This is a genomic window from Streptococcus sp. Marseille-Q6504, assembly GCF_965111625.1.
The window spans coordinates 77,161-96,323 of the sequence record NZ_CBCOON010000007.1 but is presented as its reverse complement, the minus strand read 5'-3'; the positions used below and the strand labels follow the sequence as shown (position 1 = coordinate 96,323).

Annotated in this window: 13 protein-coding genes; 11 read left to right on the top strand and 2 right to left on the bottom strand. The window is 40.6% G+C overall.

The window, feature by feature from the left end; translation table 11 throughout:
• The first annotated feature begins 24 nt into the window (after window positions 1-24).
• From ACWPUA_RS07160 to polA, 9 genes are all read left to right on the top strand, one after another.
• The gene (locus ACWPUA_RS07160; protein ID WP_454380060.1) at window positions 25-1,323 is read left to right on the top strand and encodes a DEAD/DEAH box helicase; all 1,299 of its coding nucleotides are present in this window, start codon (window positions 25-27) and stop codon (window positions 1,321-1,323) included.
• Window positions 1,320-1,982, top strand: a complete 663-nt coding sequence (locus ACWPUA_RS07155; RefSeq protein ID WP_006153403.1) for a ComF family protein — start codon at window positions 1,320-1,322, stop codon at window positions 1,980-1,982. Before ACWPUA_RS07160 ends, ACWPUA_RS07155 begins: the two co-directional genes overlap by 4 nt.
• Window positions 1,983-2,061: 79 nt before the next feature.
• Complete coding sequence (hpf, locus tag ACWPUA_RS07150) at window positions 2,062-2,610, top strand: ribosome hibernation-promoting factor, HPF/YfiA family (RefSeq protein WP_006153348.1); 549 nt, start codon at window positions 2,062-2,064, stop codon at window positions 2,608-2,610.
• 278 nt (window positions 2,611-2,888) lie between these two features.
• A complete protein-coding gene (locus ACWPUA_RS07145) occupies window positions 2,889-4,736 on the top strand; it encodes a GGDEF domain-containing protein (RefSeq protein ID WP_414266942.1) in 1,848 nt (615 codons plus the stop codon).
• Window positions 4,733-5,185: a 50S ribosomal protein L9 gene (gene rplI, locus ACWPUA_RS07140; RefSeq protein ID WP_006153400.1), complete on the top strand. Its 453-nt coding sequence runs from the start codon at window positions 4,733-4,735 to the stop codon at window positions 5,183-5,185. The genes ACWPUA_RS07145 and rplI overlap by 4 nt, the downstream gene beginning before the upstream one ends.
• Before the next feature lie 42 nt (window positions 5,186-5,227).
• On the top strand, window positions 5,228-6,586 hold the full coding sequence (dnaB, locus tag ACWPUA_RS07135; RefSeq protein ID WP_320693913.1) for a replicative DNA helicase: 1,359 nt from the start codon (window positions 5,228-5,230) through the stop codon (window positions 6,584-6,586).
• Window positions 6,583-6,849, top strand: coding sequence for a Veg family protein (locus tag ACWPUA_RS07130; protein ID WP_004250994.1), 267 nt, complete (start codon window positions 6,583-6,585; stop codon window positions 6,847-6,849). The genes dnaB and ACWPUA_RS07130 overlap by 4 nt, the downstream gene beginning before the upstream one ends.
• Window positions 6,850-6,943: 94 nt before the next feature.
• Window positions 6,944-8,065, top strand: coding sequence for an SH3 domain-containing protein (locus ACWPUA_RS07125; RefSeq protein ID WP_454380056.1), 1,122 nt, complete (start codon window positions 6,944-6,946; stop codon window positions 8,063-8,065).
• 64 nt (window positions 8,066-8,129) lie between these two features.
• Window positions 8,130-10,763 carry a DNA polymerase I gene (gene polA, locus ACWPUA_RS07120; RefSeq protein ID WP_454380054.1) on the top strand — a complete coding sequence of 878 codons (2,634 nt, stop codon included), beginning with the start codon at window positions 8,130-8,132 and terminating at the stop codon, window positions 10,761-10,763.
• A 106-nt stretch (window positions 10,764-10,869) separates the two neighbouring features.
• Here the strand turns inward: polA and ACWPUA_RS07115 are convergent, their stop codons facing one another.
• Window positions 10,870-12,318 carry an APC family permease gene (locus ACWPUA_RS07115; RefSeq protein WP_006153364.1) on the bottom strand — a complete coding sequence of 483 codons (1,449 nt, stop codon included), beginning with the start codon at window positions 12,316-12,318 and terminating at the stop codon, window positions 10,870-10,872.
• A 428-nt stretch (window positions 12,319-12,746) separates the two neighbouring features.
• Complete coding sequence (locus ACWPUA_RS07110; RefSeq protein WP_454380051.1) at window positions 12,747-14,831, bottom strand: GH92 family glycosyl hydrolase; 2,085 nt, start codon at window positions 14,829-14,831, stop codon at window positions 12,747-12,749.
• 172 nt (window positions 14,832-15,003) lie between these two features.
• Here ACWPUA_RS07110 and ACWPUA_RS07105 point away from each other — a divergent pair, with 172 nt between their 5' ends.
• Both ACWPUA_RS07105 and ACWPUA_RS07100 read left to right on the top strand, forming a co-directional pair.
• Complete coding sequence (locus ACWPUA_RS07105; protein ID WP_454380049.1) at window positions 15,004-16,284, top strand: glycoside hydrolase family 125 protein; 1,281 nt, start codon at window positions 15,004-15,006, stop codon at window positions 16,282-16,284.
• 231 nt (window positions 16,285-16,515) lie between these two features.
• Complete coding sequence (locus tag ACWPUA_RS07100) at window positions 16,516-19,161, top strand: alpha-mannosidase (RefSeq protein WP_454380047.1); 2,646 nt, start codon at window positions 16,516-16,518, stop codon at window positions 19,159-19,161.
• Window positions 19,162-19,163: the final 2 nt, after the last annotated feature.

Below are 19,163 nucleotides of genomic sequence, written 5' to 3'. Positions count from 1 at the left end.
TCTAGATTTTACGAATAAAGAAGTATGAAAATAAATCCAAATTATCTTGGTCGACTTTTTACAGAACAAGAATTAAGCCCAGAAGAACAACAGCTGGCGGAGAAGCTACCAAGCATGAGAAAAGAGAAGGGGAAACTCTTCTGTCAACGATGTGATAGTATGATTCAAGATGAATGGTCTCTACCTATTAATGCTCATTACTGCCGAGAATGCTTGTTGATGAAGCGAGTTAGGAGTGATCAGGCCTTATATTATTTCCCTCAAGAAGATTTTCCTAAACAAGATGTTCTTAAATGGAAGGGACAATTGACTCCATTTCAAGAGAAAGTATCAGAAGGCTTACTTCAAGCAGTAGAGAACCAGCAACCGACTTTAGTTCATGCAGTGACTGGAGCTGGGAAGACAGAAATGATTTATAAAGTTGTTGCGAAAGTTATTAATGATGGTGGTGCAGTTTGTCTAGCAAGTCCACGGATAGATGTTTGTTTGGAATTGTATAAGCGATTGCAGAATGACTTTGCTTGCGAAATAGCTTTACTGCATGGTGAGTCTGAACCATACTTTCGGACACCACTAGTTGTTGCAACAACTCATCAATTATTAAAGTTTTATCACGCTTTTGATTTACTAATAGTAGATGAAGTAGATGCTTTTCCCTATGTTGACAACAAGATGCTTTACAAAGCTGTAAAGAATTGTGTAAAGGAAAATGGACTCAGAATTTTTCTCACTGCAACTTCTACAGATGAGTTGGATAAGAAGGTTCGCTTAGGGGAGCTAAAACGACTAAGCCTGCCAAGGCGGTTCCATGGAAATCCTTTAATTATTCCAAAACCCGTTTGGCTATCTGATCTGGATAAATGTTTGGATAAGTTTCGCCTACCACCAAAGCTAAAAAGATATGTTGAAAACCAGAGAAGAACTGGCTACCCCTTACTAATATTTGCATCAGAAATTACAAAGGGAGAGAAGTTGAAGGAAATCTTACAAGAGAAATTTCCAAATGAGAAAATTGGTTTCGTATCCTCAGTTACTGAAGATAGATTAGAGCAAGTTCAAGCTTTTAGGGATAGGGAATTGACCATATTGATAAGCACAACAATATTGGAGCGCGGAGTTACCTTCCCTTGTGTTGATGTCTGTGTCGTAGAAGCAAACCATCGTCTTTTTACAAAATCAAGCCTCATTCAAATTGGAGGACGTGTCGGTCGTAGCATGGATAGACCTACGGGAGATCTAATTTTCTTTCATAATGGATTAAATTGTTCGATTAAGAATGCTATAAAGGAAATTAAACTGATGAACAAGGAGGCAGGCCTATGATTTGTTTACTATGTGCTCAACATTTGAAGAAAAATCTAACCTTTGGAGAACTTCTTTTTTTGAAAAAGGAGGAGGGCTCACTTTGTTTAGCTTGTTACTCAAGTTTTGAAATGATTGGGGAAGAACATTGCCCAAATTGTCATAAAAAAGGAGTGTCAAGTTCGTGTCAAGATTGTCAACTTTGGTGTAAAGAAGGGATTGAAGTAAGCCATGAAGCGATTTTTAGTTATAATCAAGCCATGAAAGACTTCTTTAATCGTTATAAATTTGATGGTGATTATATGCTCCGAAAAGTTTTCGCAACGATTTTAAGTGAGAATTTAAAAAAGTACAAGGGCTACGATTTTGTTTTAATACCGTTAAGTCCTGAGAGATACGCAAAAAGAGGTTTTAATCAGGTTGCAGGCCTAATAGAGGCTGCAGGACTTTCCCATCTGGATGTATTAGGGAAAAGAGAAGAGAAAGCCAGTTCTTCTAAAAATCGTTCGGAGCGTTTGGCCACGGAACTTCCGTTTTTTATTAAAGAAGACAGTAGGATTCCAAAGAAGATTCTATTGATTGATGATATTTATACGACAGGAGCGACTGTTAACCGTGTCAAGAGTATGCTAGAGAATGCAGGAGCAGAAGAGGTTAGAACATTTTCCCTCGTAAGATGAGGAAAAAGATTGCAAAAAGATAATGAAAGCGTTATAATAAATGTAGAAAAACAAATATGTTTAGAAAGAAGGTACTTATATGATTAAATATAGTATCCGTGGTGAAAACCTAGAAGTAACTGAAGCAATTCGTGATTATGTAGTTTCTAAACTCGAAAAGATCGAAAAATACTTCCAAGCAGATCAAGAACTAGATGCACGTGTAAATTTGAAAGTGTATCGTGAAAAGACTGCTAAGGTAGAAGTAACAATTCCGCTTGGGTCTATAACTCTTCGTGCAGAAGACGTTTCTCAAGATATGTATGGATCTATTGATTTGGTGACAGATAAGATTGAACGTCAAATCCGTAAAAATAAAACTAAAATTGAACGTAAGAACAGAAATAAAGTTTCTACTAGCCAACTATTTACAGATGCCTTGGTAGAAGAGACAGATGCTGCTCAACCTAAAGTTGTTCGTTCAAAACAAATTGATTTAAAACCAATGGACCTTGAAGAAGCACTTCTTCAGATGGACTTATTGGGCCATGATTTCTTCATTTATATCGATGTTGAAGATGAAACAACAAATGTCATTTATCGACGCGAAGATGGAGATATTGGTCTTCTTGAAGTGAAAGAATCATAATACTTAATATGCTTAGATTAAAAAGGTGGTTTACACTAGTGTAAACTACCTTTTGTGTTCATGAATACTACATTTGAGCACAAGTGCTATTCCTTCTTTAAAGGTCGCTTTTTCAGTGCAAATATGGTATAATATTGCGCAAGAGGTTTGTAATGAAAAAAAATGAAATGAATCCCTTTTTTATATACTTATTTGTTGGGATTGCTTTTATAATCATGACTGTATTGGTTATTTTTCTTCAAAATAACCTAGTCACAATAGCATGCTTATTTTTCTTGATGGTGGCATTTCTTTTGCTATTTTATTTTCAGAAGAAATCTTATCAAAAAACAGAAATTGAACAAATTCAGTACGTAAACCATCAGGCGGAAGATAGTTTAAGTTCACTCTTAGAACAGATGCCGGTTGGAGTTGTCAAACTAAACATGGAAAGTAGTGAGATTGAGTGGTTCAATCCCTACGCAGAGTTAATGCTGACAACGGAAGATGGAGAAATTGATCTTCCTCAAGTTCAAGAAATTATAAAAACATCCATATCTTCTCCTGGAATTTATGCAAATGTGGGAGAAAAACGTTATGCTGTACATCTAGATAGAAATTCTGGTGTACTCTACTTTTTTGACGTTTCTGGAGAGTACGAAGCCACAGTAGAATTGGTTACAAGTCGCCCTGTTATTGGTATTATTTCGGTAGATAATTATGATGATTTAGAGGACGAAACATCTGAATCTGACATCAGTCATATTAATAGTTTTGTCGCAAATTTTGTATCAGAATTTACTGGAAAATATCAGATGTTTTCTCGTAGAGTGACCATGGATCGTTTTTACTTATTTACCGACTATACGGTATTAGAGCAATTGATGCAGGATAAATTTTCTGTAATTGATACCTTCCGTGAAGAAGCTAAGCAGAGAGATTTAGCCTTAACCATGAGTATGGGCTTGTCATACGGTGATGGCGATCATGAGGGTATTGGTAAAGTTGCTTTATCAAATCTCAACCTTGCAGAAGTTCGAGGTGGAGACCAGGTCGTTGTAAAAGAAAATGATGAGACGAAAAATCCAATTTATTTTGGTGGTGGCTCTGCAGCTTCTATTAAGCGAACAAGAACACGTACAAGAGCAATGATGACGGCAATCTCTGAAAAGTTGAGAAGTGTTGACCATGTTTTCGTAGTTGGTCATAAAAACTTAGACATGGATGCTTTAGGCTCTGCTGTTGGTATGCAATTGTTCTCGAGTAACGTCTTGGATGAAAGTTATGTGGTCTATGATGCAGAACAAATGTCTCCGGACATTCATCGTGCCATTCAATTCTTAGAGAATGAGGGAGTAACAAAACTCATCCCTCTAACTCAAGCTATGGGAATGGTCACTAATCGTTCCTTGCTAGTGATGGTCGACCATTCTAAGACAGCTTTAACCTTGTCAAAAGAGTTTTATGATTTATTCACACAAACCATCATTATTGACCACCATAGACGAGATCAGGATTTCCCGGAAAATGCTGTTATCACCTATATCGAGAGTGGAGCAAGTAGCGCGAGCGAGCTTGTAACAGAGTTAATTCAATTCCAAAACTCTAAGAAAGCACGCTTAAGTCGTATCCAAGCCAGTGTTCTTATGGGCGGTATGATGCTGGATACTAAGAATTTCACCTCTCGTGTAACTAGCCGAACCTTTGACGTGGCAAGTTATCTAAGAACACGTGGTAGTGATAGTATTGTAATTCAAGAACTTGCGGCGACTGACTTTGAAGAGTATCGATTGGTTAATGAGCTAATCTTGCAAGGACAGGTCGTACAACCTTCTATTCTTGTGGCTCAGGCCAAGGATGGTAAGGAGTATGATATTGTAGTGATTAGTAAAGCAGCTGATACTATGTTAGCTATGTCAGGTATTGAAGCTAGTTTTGTCATTGCTAAAAACAACCAAGGGGATATTTCCATTTCTGCACGAAGTCGAAGTAAGATCAATGTGCAACGGATTATGGAAGAGTTGGGAGGTGGAGGTCACTTCAACCTGGCAGCTGCCCGACTGACAGATATGACCCTGCAAGAAGCAGGTGATAAACTAAAAACCGTTATTTCTAATGAAATTAGAGAAAAGGAGACAGAAGAATGAAAGTAATCTTTTTAGCAGATGTAAAAGGCAAAGGAAAAAAAGGCGAAATCAAGGAAGTGCCAACAGGTTATGCGCAAAACTTTTTGATTAAGAAAAACCTTGCTAAAGAAGCGACTTCTCAAGCAATTGGTGAGTTGCGCGGGAAGCAAAAATCTGAAGAAAAAGCACATGCTCAACTTCTTGCAGAAGCACAAGAAATTAAGGCGAAACTTGAAGCAGAAGAAACAATTGTTGAGTTTGTTGAAAAAGTTGGTCCAGATGGAAGAACTTTTGGTTCAATTACTAGCAAGAAAATTGCGGAAGAGCTCCAAAAACAATTTGGAATTAAAATTGATAAACGTCATATTCAAGTTCAATCTCCAATTCGAGCAGTTGGCTTGATTGATGTTCCAGTAAAAATTTATCAAGATGTAACTAGCATCATCAATCTTCGTGTAAAAGAAGGCTAAGCTAGATTTGAGTAATGATTTTGTAAAAGGAAGGGAAATCTGATGGCAGAAGTAGAGGAACTACGAGTTCAGCCCCAGGATATTTTGGCAGAACAATCGGTATTGGGAGCTATATTTATCGATGAGAGTAAACTCGTATTTGTTCGAGAATATATTGACTCTCGAGACTTCTTTAAGTATGCTCACCGTTTGATTTTTCAGGCCATGGTTGATTTGTCGGATCGAGGCGAAGCCATTGATGCAACGACTGTTCGTACGATATTAGATGATCAAGGTGATTTACAAAATATTGGTGGCTTGTCCTACCTTGTTGAGATTATCAACTCTGTACCAACCTCTGCAAATGCTGAATACTATGCAAAAATTGTAGCAGAGAAAGCCACGCTTCGTCGTTTGATTGCTAAGTTGACAGAGTCTGTAAACCAAGCTTACGAAGCCTCTAGTCCAGCAGATGAAATCATTGCGCGAGCAGAAAAAGGTTTGATCGATGTCAGTGAGAATGCAAATCGTAGTGGTTTTAGAAATATTCGAGACATCCTAAATCTTAACTTTGGAAATTTAGAAGCTCGTTCACAACAAACTTCTGATATTACAGGGATTGCAACTGGTTATCAGGACCTGGATCATATGACAACTGGTTTGCACGAGGAGGAGTTAATCATTCTTGCTGCTCGTCCTGCGGTTGGTAAGACTGCTTTTGCCTTGAATATTGCTCAAAATATCGGAACCAAGCTAGACAAGACCGTTGCAATTTTCTCACTTGAGATGGGTGCTGAGAGTCTGGTCGATCGTATGTTGGCTGCCGAAGGACTAGTGGAGTCTCACTCTATCCGTACAGGGCAATTGACTGAGGAAGAGTGGCGCAAATATACGATTGCTCAAGGTAATCTTGCAAAAGCAAGTATTTATATCGATGATACACCAGGGATTCGAATCACAGAGATTCGTTCACGCGCCAGAAAATTGTCTCAGGAAACAGGCAATCTTGGATTGATTTTGATTGACTACCTGCAGTTAATCACAGGGACTGGTCGTGAGAACCGTCAGCAAGAGGTATCAGAGATTTCACGTCAGTTGAAAATTCTGGCCAAGGAATTGAAGGTTCCCGTTATCGCGCTAAGTCAGTTGTCGCGTAGTGTTGAACAACGTCAAGATAAAAGACCGGTATTATCAGATATTCGTGAGTCTGGATCTATCGAGCAGGATGCGGATATCGTAGCCTTTCTCTATCGTGATGACTATTATGAGCGTGGTGGCGAAGAAGAGGAAGGTCTTCCTAATAACAAAGTAGAAGTTATTATCGAGAAAAACCGTAGCGGTGCACGTGGAACGGTAGAATTGATTTTCCAAAAAGAGTATAACAAGTTTTCAAGTATTTCGAAGAGAGAGGAACAAAGATGACAGATGCATTTACAGATGTAGCCAAGATGAAAAAAATCAAAGAAGAAATCAAGGCGCATGAAGGACAAGTCGTGGAAATGACCTTGGAAAATGGTCGTAAACGCCAAAAGAATCGCTTAGGAAGACTTATTGAAGTCTATCCATCACTCTTTATCGTTGAATTTGGGGATGTTGAAGGGGACAAACAGGCCAACGTCTACGTTGAATCCTTCACGTATTCTGATATTTTAACGGAAAAGAATTTGATTCACTATTTGGATTAAGGTTGAAAGTGGGAGTTTTCTCACTTTTTTATTTTTCTTTCGAATGATATAAATGAGGTCAACCTCAAAAATTTATCTATTCGAAGGAGAATGAATGACATATAGTAAAAAGGGAACTTTTCTTAAGAGAACGACAGTGGGGACAGCTTCCCTACTGTTAGCAGGTGCTTTTTTGTTTGGTGGAGGAGCTGTTCATGCCAATCAGGCAAACAATGGCTCACTGGCACGAGGAGATGATTATCCCTATTATTATAAAAATGGAAGTCAAGAAATTGATAAATGGCGTCTATACTCCAGACAGTGTACATCTTTCGCTGCCTTTCGTTTAAGTAGTGTCAATGGTTTTGAGTTACCTGCTGCGTACGGGAATGCTAAGGATTGGGGTTATCGTGCTAAACGAGAAGGTTATCGTGTGGACAAGACTCCAACAATTGGTTCGATTGCTTGGGACGGAAGCGGAGACTATGGCCACGTTGCATGGGTTTCTAATGTTTTTGGTGATATGATTGAAATTGAGGAGTACAATTATGGTATTAGAGAGAAGTACAATCGTAGACTTGTGAAGGCAAGCTCTATGTCTGGTTTCATTCATTTTAAAGATGTCGGACAGGCTAGCACAGGAAATCATCAGTCAACTTTAGTATCTAGTGGAACCCATGTTTTTACAGAAAAAGCTGCTATTATGAACCAGCCATCACAAGTGGCTGCGATTATTGACTATTACTATCCTGGAGAAAGTGTTCATTACGATCAGACTCTTGAAAAAGATGGTTATAAATGGATTTCTTATCTATCCCGAACTGGAAATCGCAGATATGTCCAGCTAGCTAAAACAGCAACTGCTAAGAATGGATGGGAAAAACAGGGGACAACTTGGTACTATTATGAAAATGGGAAAGTCGCTCTTGGTTGGAAAAAGATAAACGGTAGTTGGTACTATTTCCAAACTAATGGTTCAATGAGAACAGGTTGGCTAAAAGACGGTTCCAAGTGGTACTACTTGAAATCATCTGGAGAAATGCAGACAGGATGGTTGAAGGATAAAGGTATTTGGTATTATCTTGAAAACTCAGGATCTATGAAGACTAGTCAGTGGTTCCAAGTTTCAGGGAAATATTATTACGTGAACGCATCTGGAGAATTGGCAGTAGATACGACTATCGATGGATTCCAAGTTGACAGCAATGGTGCGCGAGTGGAAGAATCACCCCAATAAGCCTTCACCGATAATCTAACTCTTAGCAATGGTATTTTTCCCTGCTTTCCTTTATAATGGGTGTATGGACAAGAAAAAATTATTATTGATTGATGGATCTTCAGTTGCTTTTCGAGCATTTTTTGCACTTTATCAGCAACTGGATCGTTTTAAAAATGACAATGGACTACATACCAATGCAATCTACGGATTTCATCTGATGCTAAATCACCTACTGGAACGTGTCCAGCCAAGCCACATTTTGGTTGCTTTTGATGCGGGAAAAACGACTTTCCGTACAGAGATGTATGCTGATTATAAGGGTGGTCGTGCTAAGACTCCAGATGAGTTTCGTGAGCAATTTCCCTTCATTCGTGAGTTGCTAGACCATCTTGGGATTCGCCACTATGAATTAGCCCAGTATGAGGCGGATGATATCATTGGTACCTTAGGTCGTTTGGCTGAAAAGGATTCATTTGATGTGACCATTGTCAGCGGAGACAAGGACTTGATTCAGCTGACGGATGATCATACCGTGGTTGAGATTTCTAAGAAAGGTGTGGCTGAGTTTGAGGCCTTTACACCAGAATATCTCATGGGAAAGATGGGAATCACACCAGCTCAGTTTATTGACCTTAAGGCCCTTATGGGGGATAAGTCTGACAATATCCCTGGGGTGACTAAGATTGGTGAAAAGACTGGTATCAAGCTCTTGTTAGAACACGGCTCGCTGGAAGGTATTTATGAAAATATTGACAGCATGAAGGCTTCAAAGATGAAGGAAAATCTTGTCAATGACAAGGAACAAGCCTTTCTGTCTAAAACACTGGCAACTATCGATACCAAGGCACCGATTGAGATAGGTCTGGATGATTTGGTTTATAGCGGTCCAGATGTGGAAAACCTTGGGAAATTCTACGATGAGATGGGCTTTAAACAGCTCAAGCAAGCCTTGAATGCTTCTCAGACTAACCAAGCTGATACTTTGAATTTCACTATAGTGGATAAAGTGAGTCAAGATATGCTGAGCGAAGACTCCATCTTCCACTTTGAACTCTTTGGAGAAAACTACCATATAGATGACTTGATTGGTTTTGCCTGGTCGTGCGGAGACAAACTCTATGCTACAGATAAGCTGGAACTTCTGCAGGATCCGATTCTTAAGGATTTTCTAGAAAAAACACCTCTGAAAGTATATGACTTTAAGAAAGCTAAAGTTCTCTTAAATCGTTTTGGTTTGAATTTGCAGGCTCCAGCTTTTGACAGTCGCTTGGCCAAATACCTTCTCTCTACTGTCGAGAACAATGAAATTTCAACTATTGCTAGTCTCTACGGTCAAACTTACCTGGTCGATGATGAAACCTTCTACGGTAAGGGGGTCAAGAAAGCTATTCCAGAGCGAGAGAAATTCTTGGAGCACTTGGCTCGTAAGGTTGCTGTATTAGTTGAGACAGAGCCTGTATTGCTTGAAAAGTTAAGTGAAAATGGACAATTAGACCTCCTCTATGATATGGAGCAGCCTCTGGCCTTTGTTCTTGCTAAGATGGAAATCGCTGGGATTAAGGTCAAAAAAGAAACACTTCTTGAGATGCAAGCTGAAAATGAGCTCGTCATCGAGAAGTTGACGCAAGAGATTTATGAGCTGGCTGGTGAAGAGTTTAATATCAACTCACCAAAACAGCTGGGGGAATTACTTTTTGAAAAGCTAGGACTCCCTCTCGAATACACCAAGAAAACTAAGACTGGTTACTCGACAGCAGTAGATGTCTTGGAACGTCTAGCCCCTATTGCACCAATCGTTAAGAAAATTCTTGATTACCGTCAGATTGCCAAGATTCAATCCACTTATGTGATTGGTTTGCAGGATTGGATTTTAGCGGATGGCAAGATTCACACGCGCTATGTGCAGGATTTGACTCAGACAGGTCGTCTGTCTAGTGTCGATCCAAACTTGCAAAATATTCCTGTTCGCTTGGAACAAGGTCGCCTCATTCGTAAGGCTTTCGTGCCAGAGTGGGAGGATAGTGTCCTTCTCAGCTCGGACTATTCACAGATTGAGTTGCGAGTTTTGGCGCATATCTCTAAGGATGAGCACTTAATCAAGGCCTTCCAAGAGGGAGCTGATATCCATACCTCGACAGCCATGCGAGTCTTTGGAATTGAACGCCCTGAGGATGTGACTCCAAATGATCGTCGCAATGCCAAGGCTGTTAACTTTGGAGTGGTCTACGGAATTTCAGACTTTGGTTTATCGAATAATCTAGGTATCAGCCGTAAAGAGGCTAAAGCATACATCGACACTTACTTTGAACGCTTCCCAGGTATCAAAAATTACATGGATGAAGTCGTTCGTGAGGCGCGTGATAAGGGTTATGTGGATACTCTCTTCAAACGTCGTCGTGAGTTACCAGATATCAATTCGCGTAACTTTAACATTCGTGGTTTTGCAGAGCGTACAGCTATCAACTCACCTATTCAAGGATCGGCTGCAGATATTCTCAAAATCGCCATGATTCAGCTAGATAAAGCCTTGGTAGAGGGTGGTTATCAGACTAAGATGCTTCTACAAGTACACGATGAAATTGTTCTTGAAGTGCCTAAGTCAGAATTGGCATCTATTAAAAAACTTGTCAAACAAACCATGGAAGAAGCCATTCAACTCAGTGTGCCACTAATTGCTGATGAAAATGAAGGCGTAACTTGGTACGAAGCTAAGTAGAAATGGCCTATCAGACAAAAAAGAAATCCCCTTGAACATTATGGTTCAAAGGGGATTTTTCTTTCAGGAAAAGACAAAAGTGAAACTATCTAGCTAATAGTAGGATTTATTTGATTTGTTTCTTTTGTTCTTTTTTTGCAAGGATTGGTAGAATAACACCTAAACCAATCAGAATAATTGGGGTCAAGATGTTTGTAAGAAGAGAGAATTGCCAAGCAGTTGGATTCTCAGCATAGCTAATTTTTGGAACCATACCTAGGATACAAGCAAAGGCAGTGAAGAGGAAGCACCAAGTACCAATCACAAAGCCAAGTTTAGGATTGTTAACAAACTTGTATTCCGCATTTTTGTATGTTTTCCAAGCACGGTTGAGCATCATATAGGCAAGGAATACCCAGAGATAACGCATTGGCATTACGATAGAATTGAGGTTGGTCATCCATTTTACAAGTCCGTCAATTTCCTGAATACCAAAAATTGGAAGGATGATGATAAGGCTAACGAGGACGCCTGTAAGGAGGTAGCCGTTAATGAGGACACCTTTTTCAGTACGTTTACGAAGCCAGCTTGGGATGTAGTTTTCGTCAGCGTTATTGAGTAGGATTTGTAATGGTGCGTCAATAGAGAAGGCAAGTGCCGCGATTTGTCCGACCATATTTGTAAGAGCGTAAATCACAACGAAAAGATTTCCAACTCCCCAAGAATTTCCTAACATTTGGAAGGCTTGATAAGCACCATTACGCATAAGATCTTCAGGGATGTTATTACCATCAAATAGCATTCCCATGGCAACTGAACCAAGGATAGCAGAGAGTCCTACCATGATGGCCATGACAATCATACCTTTTGGAAATTCTTTTGCAGGATTGCGGGTTTGATTCACATAAGGGGAAATTTTTTCACAACCACCAACTGCAAAGACCAGTAATGAGATGGTTGTAAAATAAGAAAAATCAAAGTTTGGAATGTAGGTGCTCAGTTGATCCATGTGCGGTGTCGCAAACTGGATGTCTGGTTTGATGAAAGGCAGACCGACAGCCAAAAGCACAAAGAGTAAAGACATAATCAACATGGCACTTCCTGCCAAGCTACCGATGACTTTTAGAGTTGTCAATCCTTTTGTAGAAAGGTAGAGGAAAAGTCCAAAGATTAGCAAGCAGAGAATAACAATCCAGTGGATGTCGATTTGTTTTAGAAATTGTCCGTTACCCTGCAAGGCCCATCCAAGCGGAATCAGGATTCCTTGAGGTTTTTGTGCAAGATAAGGGATATGCACAACCCAGTAGGTCCAAGCGGCAAAGTAGGCGAGGCGTTTGGTTGATGTTTTTTCAACCCAGTCGCTAACACCGCTTCCACTTTCCTTGAAGGTAGAACCTAGTTGTCCGACGATGAGTGAATATGGGATAAAGTAGAGTGCGAGGATTAAAACCCAAGATACGACTACTGAAATCCCCTGTTGAGAATAGTTGTTGACGACGTTTCCTAGCCCCCAAACCATGTTGAAAGCAATCAGAGAAACCATCAGCCAATTAAGTTGGTGTTGATCTTTTTTCATAATGTCTCCTTTTCTGATAATTTCAGTATATCATGATTTTTTGAAAGCGCCTAACAAAATTTGAAATTTACTATAAAAATTGTAAAAACCAGCTAACAGATAGGCACTAGGGTTGCTTAGTTGAGAAAAACTTATCCACAACTTGTGGATAGGTCAAGGTATCATCAACAACTGTCTCTTTATAATTTTAATAGGAAAAAGAGAGACGAAATTTATAGAGTAGGAAACAAATCAATCTTTTATAAACCGTGTTAGGACAAGGTTTATAGACGTTATTCTCTTGTACATCCTATGAACTTAGGTTGGAAAGATATTTTGGAAAAACTTGAAAATCTTTTCTAAAAAAAGGTTGAAAGTTATTCACAGTTTGTGGATAACTTTATATGGATAAGAAAACCCCTTTGTGCATGACAAAGGGATTTGATCTATTAGTGCTTCGGTAACCAGCTGAGGGTAAAGTCAAGAGTCTTAGCATTGAGCAGTTCCTGATGGCTGATACTTTGTTTTTCTTTTCCGTCCAGTTGACAGTCTTGGACAAAGTGGAAGTGTTCATAATTTTGTTGAGTACGAACATCCAACCACTGATTTTTTTCTGCCAGATAGACACGAAGGTGATCAAAGAGCGGAATTCCAAGGTCATAACTTGCTTTTCCTGGGCAGGTTGGGTAAAGTCCAAGAGCAGACCAGACATACCAAGCCGAAAGACTACCATTATCCTCATCGCCCGGATAAGCATCCCAGCTAGCTCGGAAGGCTTTTTGACGGAGGGTCTTGATTAAGAGACTAGTATATTGGGGATAATTACTGTAGCGGAACAGATAAGGGATGTGGAAACTTGGTTGGTTGGAAATGGCTAGTTGACCAAATGGAGCTGTTGCCATCTCGCTCATCTCATGAATTTCATATCCATAGCCCGTTGTTTCAAAAAGTGGGAGACTTTGACAAGCTTTCAAAAGATAGTTGCTAAAGACTTCTTTCCCTCCCATTAGTTGGCTAAGTCCAGAAATATCGTGTAAGACACCGAGACTGGCTTGAATAGCTGAACACTCAGCGTAGTCACGACCCCAACTATAAGGAGAAAAGTCAGGACGGAAGTTGCCATCTACATCACGCGCCCTCATGTAACCCGTCTCAGAGTCAAAGAGGTTTTGATAGTTTTTAGAATAGTGAGCATAGGTTTGGGCTAGCTCTTCTTGACCTAATTTTTCTGAACAAGTAGAGATACAAAAATCGCTGTAAGCATAGTCAAGTGTGTGACTGACACTTTCATGATAATCTGTGGATAAATAGCCCAGTTCTTGGTATTGGCTTAGGCCGTGTCGCCCGTTGATAACTTTTGGATCTGCCTTTGTCGCAGTTTCGATCATGGCTTTGAGAAATTCTTCTTCAAGTTCAGGTGCCATGTCTTTGCAAGCACTATCTGCTAGTACACCATCAATCAAAGTCCCAGGCATCATTCCTCTTTCGTCAGGAGCCAGCCACTTAGGGAGATACCCAGTATCTCTATAGCTATTGAGGAAGCCCTCAAGAAATTGACGATAGTACTCTGGAACAATCAAGGCAAAGAGAGGGAATGAAGTGCGGAAGGTATCCCAAAAACCATTGTTGGTAAAGAGCAGACCAGGCTTGATCGTCCCTGAAGCAAGGTCTATATGAATAGTCTCGCCTTGCTCATTTACCTCATAGAATGTTTGTGGGAAAAGAAAGAGTCTATACAGACAGTGATCAAAAAATGTTCGGTCTACAGAGCCGGTTTCCACGACATCAAAACGACCTAGAAGGTCTTCCCAACTTGCTTTAGCCTCTGATTTCATTTCTTCAAAGTCTTTTCTAGGCAGATTAAAGAGGGCCTGTTCTTTAGAAATAAAAGAAGTAGCTAGTTGAACTAGAGCTTCTGCTCCAGCCAAGTCGATATGCCAGTCTTGCCCCACTTGATTGATAGATAGAATATCCGTAGAGAATGCGAGAGCAGTGAACATAACGAGAGGACTCTTATTTGTTTCGGTTAATCCGCTTTGACCAAGGCTGACAGTACGCTCATCTACTTGCTCTAATGATAAATCATCAGCTGCATGCAGATAGAGTGAGAGCTTCTTGCCTTGTATCTGTCTTAGTTGAATAGAAGCCCCATAGCAAGTAGGTGTGAGTTGGGTTTCAATCTGATAACGCTCAGAAAAAACTCTGAGATAATGGGGATTGAAAATAGCACGATCAAGGTTATAAGAAGACTGACGATGGAAGAGGGTACCGCCACTGATTTCTCCTGTAACAGGAGTCAGTAGCAACCAAGAATAATCGCCAATCCAAGGACTAGGCTGGTGGGTTAGTCGAACACCCTGAAATATGGGAAGATGGGGATCAAAAAACCAAGATCCTTCCTGATCACTAGTTTGTGGAACAAAGTAATTCATCCCAAAAGGTACTCCAGTGTATGGTAGTGTATTGCCTCGTGAAAAGGCATGCTTACTAGCGGTGCCAAAACGGGTATCAATGGTTTCAAGTATCGGTTTCATAGCGATTTCCTTCTGTAGTTTTCTACATTATATCAGAAAAAGGAAACTTTTAGAAAATGACTTCAAAATATAACAATTTTGTAGAATAATGACTAACATTTGTGTATATATTTTCTGGGCTAAAAGCTATATACTGAAAATGAAAATCTGTTTGAAAGAGGCAAAATAGTTTATGGTTTATTCTAAAGAAATCGTCAGAGAGTGGCTAGATGAGGTGGCGGAGAGAGCCAAGGAACATCCTGAATGGGTCGATGTTTTTGAGCGTTGCTATACAGACACTTTAGACAATACAGTTGAAATTTTAGAAGACGGCTCGACCTTTGTGCTGACTGGGGATATCCCAGCTATGTGGCTTCGGGACTCGACTGCTCAGCTTAGACCATACCTTCATGTGGCAAAAAGAGACCCTCGTTTGCGCCAGACCATTGCTGGTTTGGTTAAACGCCAGATGACTTTGATTCTCAAGGATCCCTATGCCAACTCTTTCAATATTGAGGAGAACTGGAAGGGTCATCACGAGACAGACCATACAGACCTCAATGGCTGGATTTGGGAACGCAAGTATGAAGTAGATTCGCTTTGCTATCCCTTGCAATTGGCTTACCTTCTTTGGAAGGAAACTGGTGAGACTAGCCAGTTTGATGAAACTTTTGTTACGGCGACTAAGGAGATCCTCCATCTCTGGACAGTGGAACAAGACCACAAGAACTCACCATATCGCTTTGTTCGTGATACCGACCGTAAGGAAGATACCTTGGTCAATGACGGCTTTGGCCCAGACTTTGCCGTGACAGGAATGACCTGGTCAGCCTTTCGTCCAAGTGATGACTGCTGTCAGTATAGCTACTTGATTCCATCAAATATGTTTGCGGTGGTTGTTTTGGGATATGTCCAGGAAATCTTTGCAGAATTGAATCTAGCCGATAGTGAGAGTATCATTGCAGATGCAAAACGTCTGCAAGCTGAAATCCAAGAAGGGATCGAAAATTACGCCTACACGACTAACAGCAAGGGCGAGAAGATCTATGCCTTTGAAGTAGACGGTTTAGGAAATGCTAGCATCATGGACGACCCTAACGTACCAAGTTTGTTAGCTGCTCCCTATCTTGGTTATTGTGATGTGAACGATGAGGTCTATCAAGCAACTCGCCGCACCATTCTCAGCCCTGAAAATCCCTACTTCTACCAAGGAGAATACGTTAGCGGACTTGGAAGCTCTCATACCTTCTATCGTTATATCTGGCCGATTGCCCTATCAATTCAAGGCTTAACAGCTACAGATAAAGCTGAGAAAAAATACTTGCTAGACCAGCTAGTTGCCTGTGATGGCGGAACAGGTGTTATGCATGAAAGCTTCCACGTAGATGACCCGACTCTCTACTCTCGTGAATGGTTCTCATGGGCCAACATGATGTTCTGCGAATTGGTCTTGGATTACCTAGATATTCGCTAATACTCTTCGAAAATCTCTTCAAACCACGTCAGCTTCACCTTGCCGTATATATGTTACTGACTTCGTCAGTTCTATCTACAACCTCAAAGCAGTGCTTTGAGCAACCTGCGGCTAGCTTCCTAGTTTGCTCTTTGATTTTCATTGAGTATAAGGAGTACGTTTTCGATCAACTGATTCTAGGAAAGAATCACAAATATATTTTTAAATTTAAGTTAGAATGAGGTTTTACTCATGGAAAATGTTGTTGTACATATCATCTCTCACAGTCACTGGGATCGTGAGTGGTATCTACCTTTTGAAAGTCACCGTATGCAATTGGTGGAACTTTTTGACAATCTTTTTGATCTTTTTGAAAATGATCCTGAGTTCAAGAGCTTCCACCTAGATGGACAAACCATTGTCCTCGATGACTATTTAGAAATTCGCCCTGAAAACCGTGACAGGGTGCAGCGTTATATCGACGAAGGCAAATTGAAGATTGGGCCTTTCTATATCTTGCAGGATGATTACTTGATTTCCAGTGAAGCTAACGTCCGCAATACCTTGATTGGACAAGCGGAATGTGCCAAATGGGGCAAATCTACTCAAATTGGTTATTTCCCAGATACTTTTGGAAATATGGGGCAGGCTCCTCAAATCCTTCAAAAATCAGGTATTCACGTAGCAGCCTTTGGTCGCGGTGTCAAGCCAATCGGATTTGACAATCAAGTCCTTGAAGATGAACAGTTTACCTCTCAATTTTCTGAGATGTACTGGCAAGGTGCGGATGGAAGTCGTGTCCTCGGTATTCTCTTTGCTAACTGGTACAGTAACGGAAATGAAATTCCAGTGGATAAAGACGAAGCCTTGACTTTCTGGAAGCAAAAATTAGCAGACGTTCGTGACTATGCATCGACCAACCAATGGTTGATGATGAACGGCTGTGACCACCAGCCTGTTCAGAGAAATCTGAGCGAAGCCATTCGTGTGGCAAACGAGCTCTTCCCTGACGTGACCTTTATTCATAGCTCATTTGACGAATATGTCCAAGCACTGGAAAGTGCCCTTCCTGAACAATTATCAACGGTCACAGGTGAGTTGACTAGCCAGGAAACGGATGGCTGGTATACTCTTGCTAACACATCTTCTTCCCGTATTTACCTCAAACAAGCCTTCCAAGAGAATAGCAACTTGTTAGAGCAGGTGGTGGAACCATTAACCATTATCACTGGTGGACACAACCACAAGGATCAATTGACCTATGCTTGGAAAGTACTTCTGCAAAATGCACCGCACGATAGTATCTGTGGTTGTAGTATTGACGAAGTTCACCGTGAAATGGAAACTCGTTTTGCAAAGGTTAATCAAGTCGGGAATTTTGTTAAGACTAACCTTCTCAACGAATGGAAGGGTAAATTAGCTACTCAAAATGCGCATAGCGATCACCTCTTCACCGTTGTCAACACAGCTTTACATGACAAGGTTGATACAGTTAGTGTTGTAGTGGATGTTGTGACTTGTGATTTTAAAGAATTGCATCCGACTGAAGGTTACAAGAAGATGGCAGCCGTGATCTTGCCAGATTACCATGTTGAAGATTTGGATGGCCATGTCCTTGAAGCCAAGATTGAAGACTTGGGAGCAAGTTTTGGCTATACTTTGCCTAAGGATAAATTCCGCCAACCATATATTGCACGCCAAGTGCGCGTGACAATCCCAGTCCACCTTGCACCGCTTTCTTGGGCAAGCTTCCAATTGGTCGAAGGTCAAGTAGATCATCGTGATGGTATTTACCAAAATGGAGTCATTGATACACCATTCGTAACAGTGAGTGTAGATGAAGGAATTACACTCTACGACAAGACTACTAACGAAGCTTACGAAGATTTCATTCAATTCGAGGACCGTGGAGATATTGGTAACGAGTACATTTACTTCCAGCCGAAAGGAACTGAGCCAATTTATGCTCAACTGAAAGGCTATGAAGTCTTAGAAAACAATGCTCGCTATGCTAAGGTATTGCTCAAACATGACTTGACCATTCCAGTCAGTGCAGATGAAAAATTGGATGCGGAGCAAAGAGGTATCATCGAGTTCATGAAACGAGATGCAGGTCGTTCAGAAGAGTTGACCACCATTCCTCTTGAAACAGAAATGACTGTCTTTGTGGACAATCCACAGATTCGCTTTAAAACTCGCTTTACTAACACAGCCAAGGATCACCGCATCCGTCTCTTGGTGAAAACTCATAACACTCGTTCAAGCAATGATTCTGAAAGCATCTATGAAGTTGTGACAAGACCAAATAAACCAGCAGCTTCTTGGGAAAATCCTGAAAATCCACAACACCAACAAGCCTTTGTAAGCTTGTATGATGATGTAAAAGGAGTGACCGTATCCAATAAAGGATTGCATGAATACGAAATCCTTGGAGACGACACCATGGCTGTAACCCTTCTCCGTGCTTCAGGCGAACTTGGTGACTGGGGTTACTTCCCAACGCCGGAAGCTCAGTGCTTGCGTGATATCGAAGTTGAATTTGCAGTAGAATGTCACCAAGCAGGGGAACGCTTCTCAGCTTTCCGTCGTGCCAAAGCCTTCCAGGTGCCATTTACAGCTCTTCAAGTTGCAAAACAAGAGGGTAGCGTTGCAGCAACGGGTAGCCTCTTTAACCATCCGGCACTCAGTTTGCCACAAGTCTGCCCAACAGCCTTTAAGGTGGCTGAGAATGAAGAAGGTTATGTCCTTCGTTACTACAACATGAGTCAAGAAAATATCAGTGTGTCTGAAAAACAACAAACTATTCTTGACTTGTTGGAACGCCCATACCCAGTCCATTCAGGACTATTGGCACCACAAGAAATTCGTACAGAATTGATTCAAAAAGAAGATATTTAATT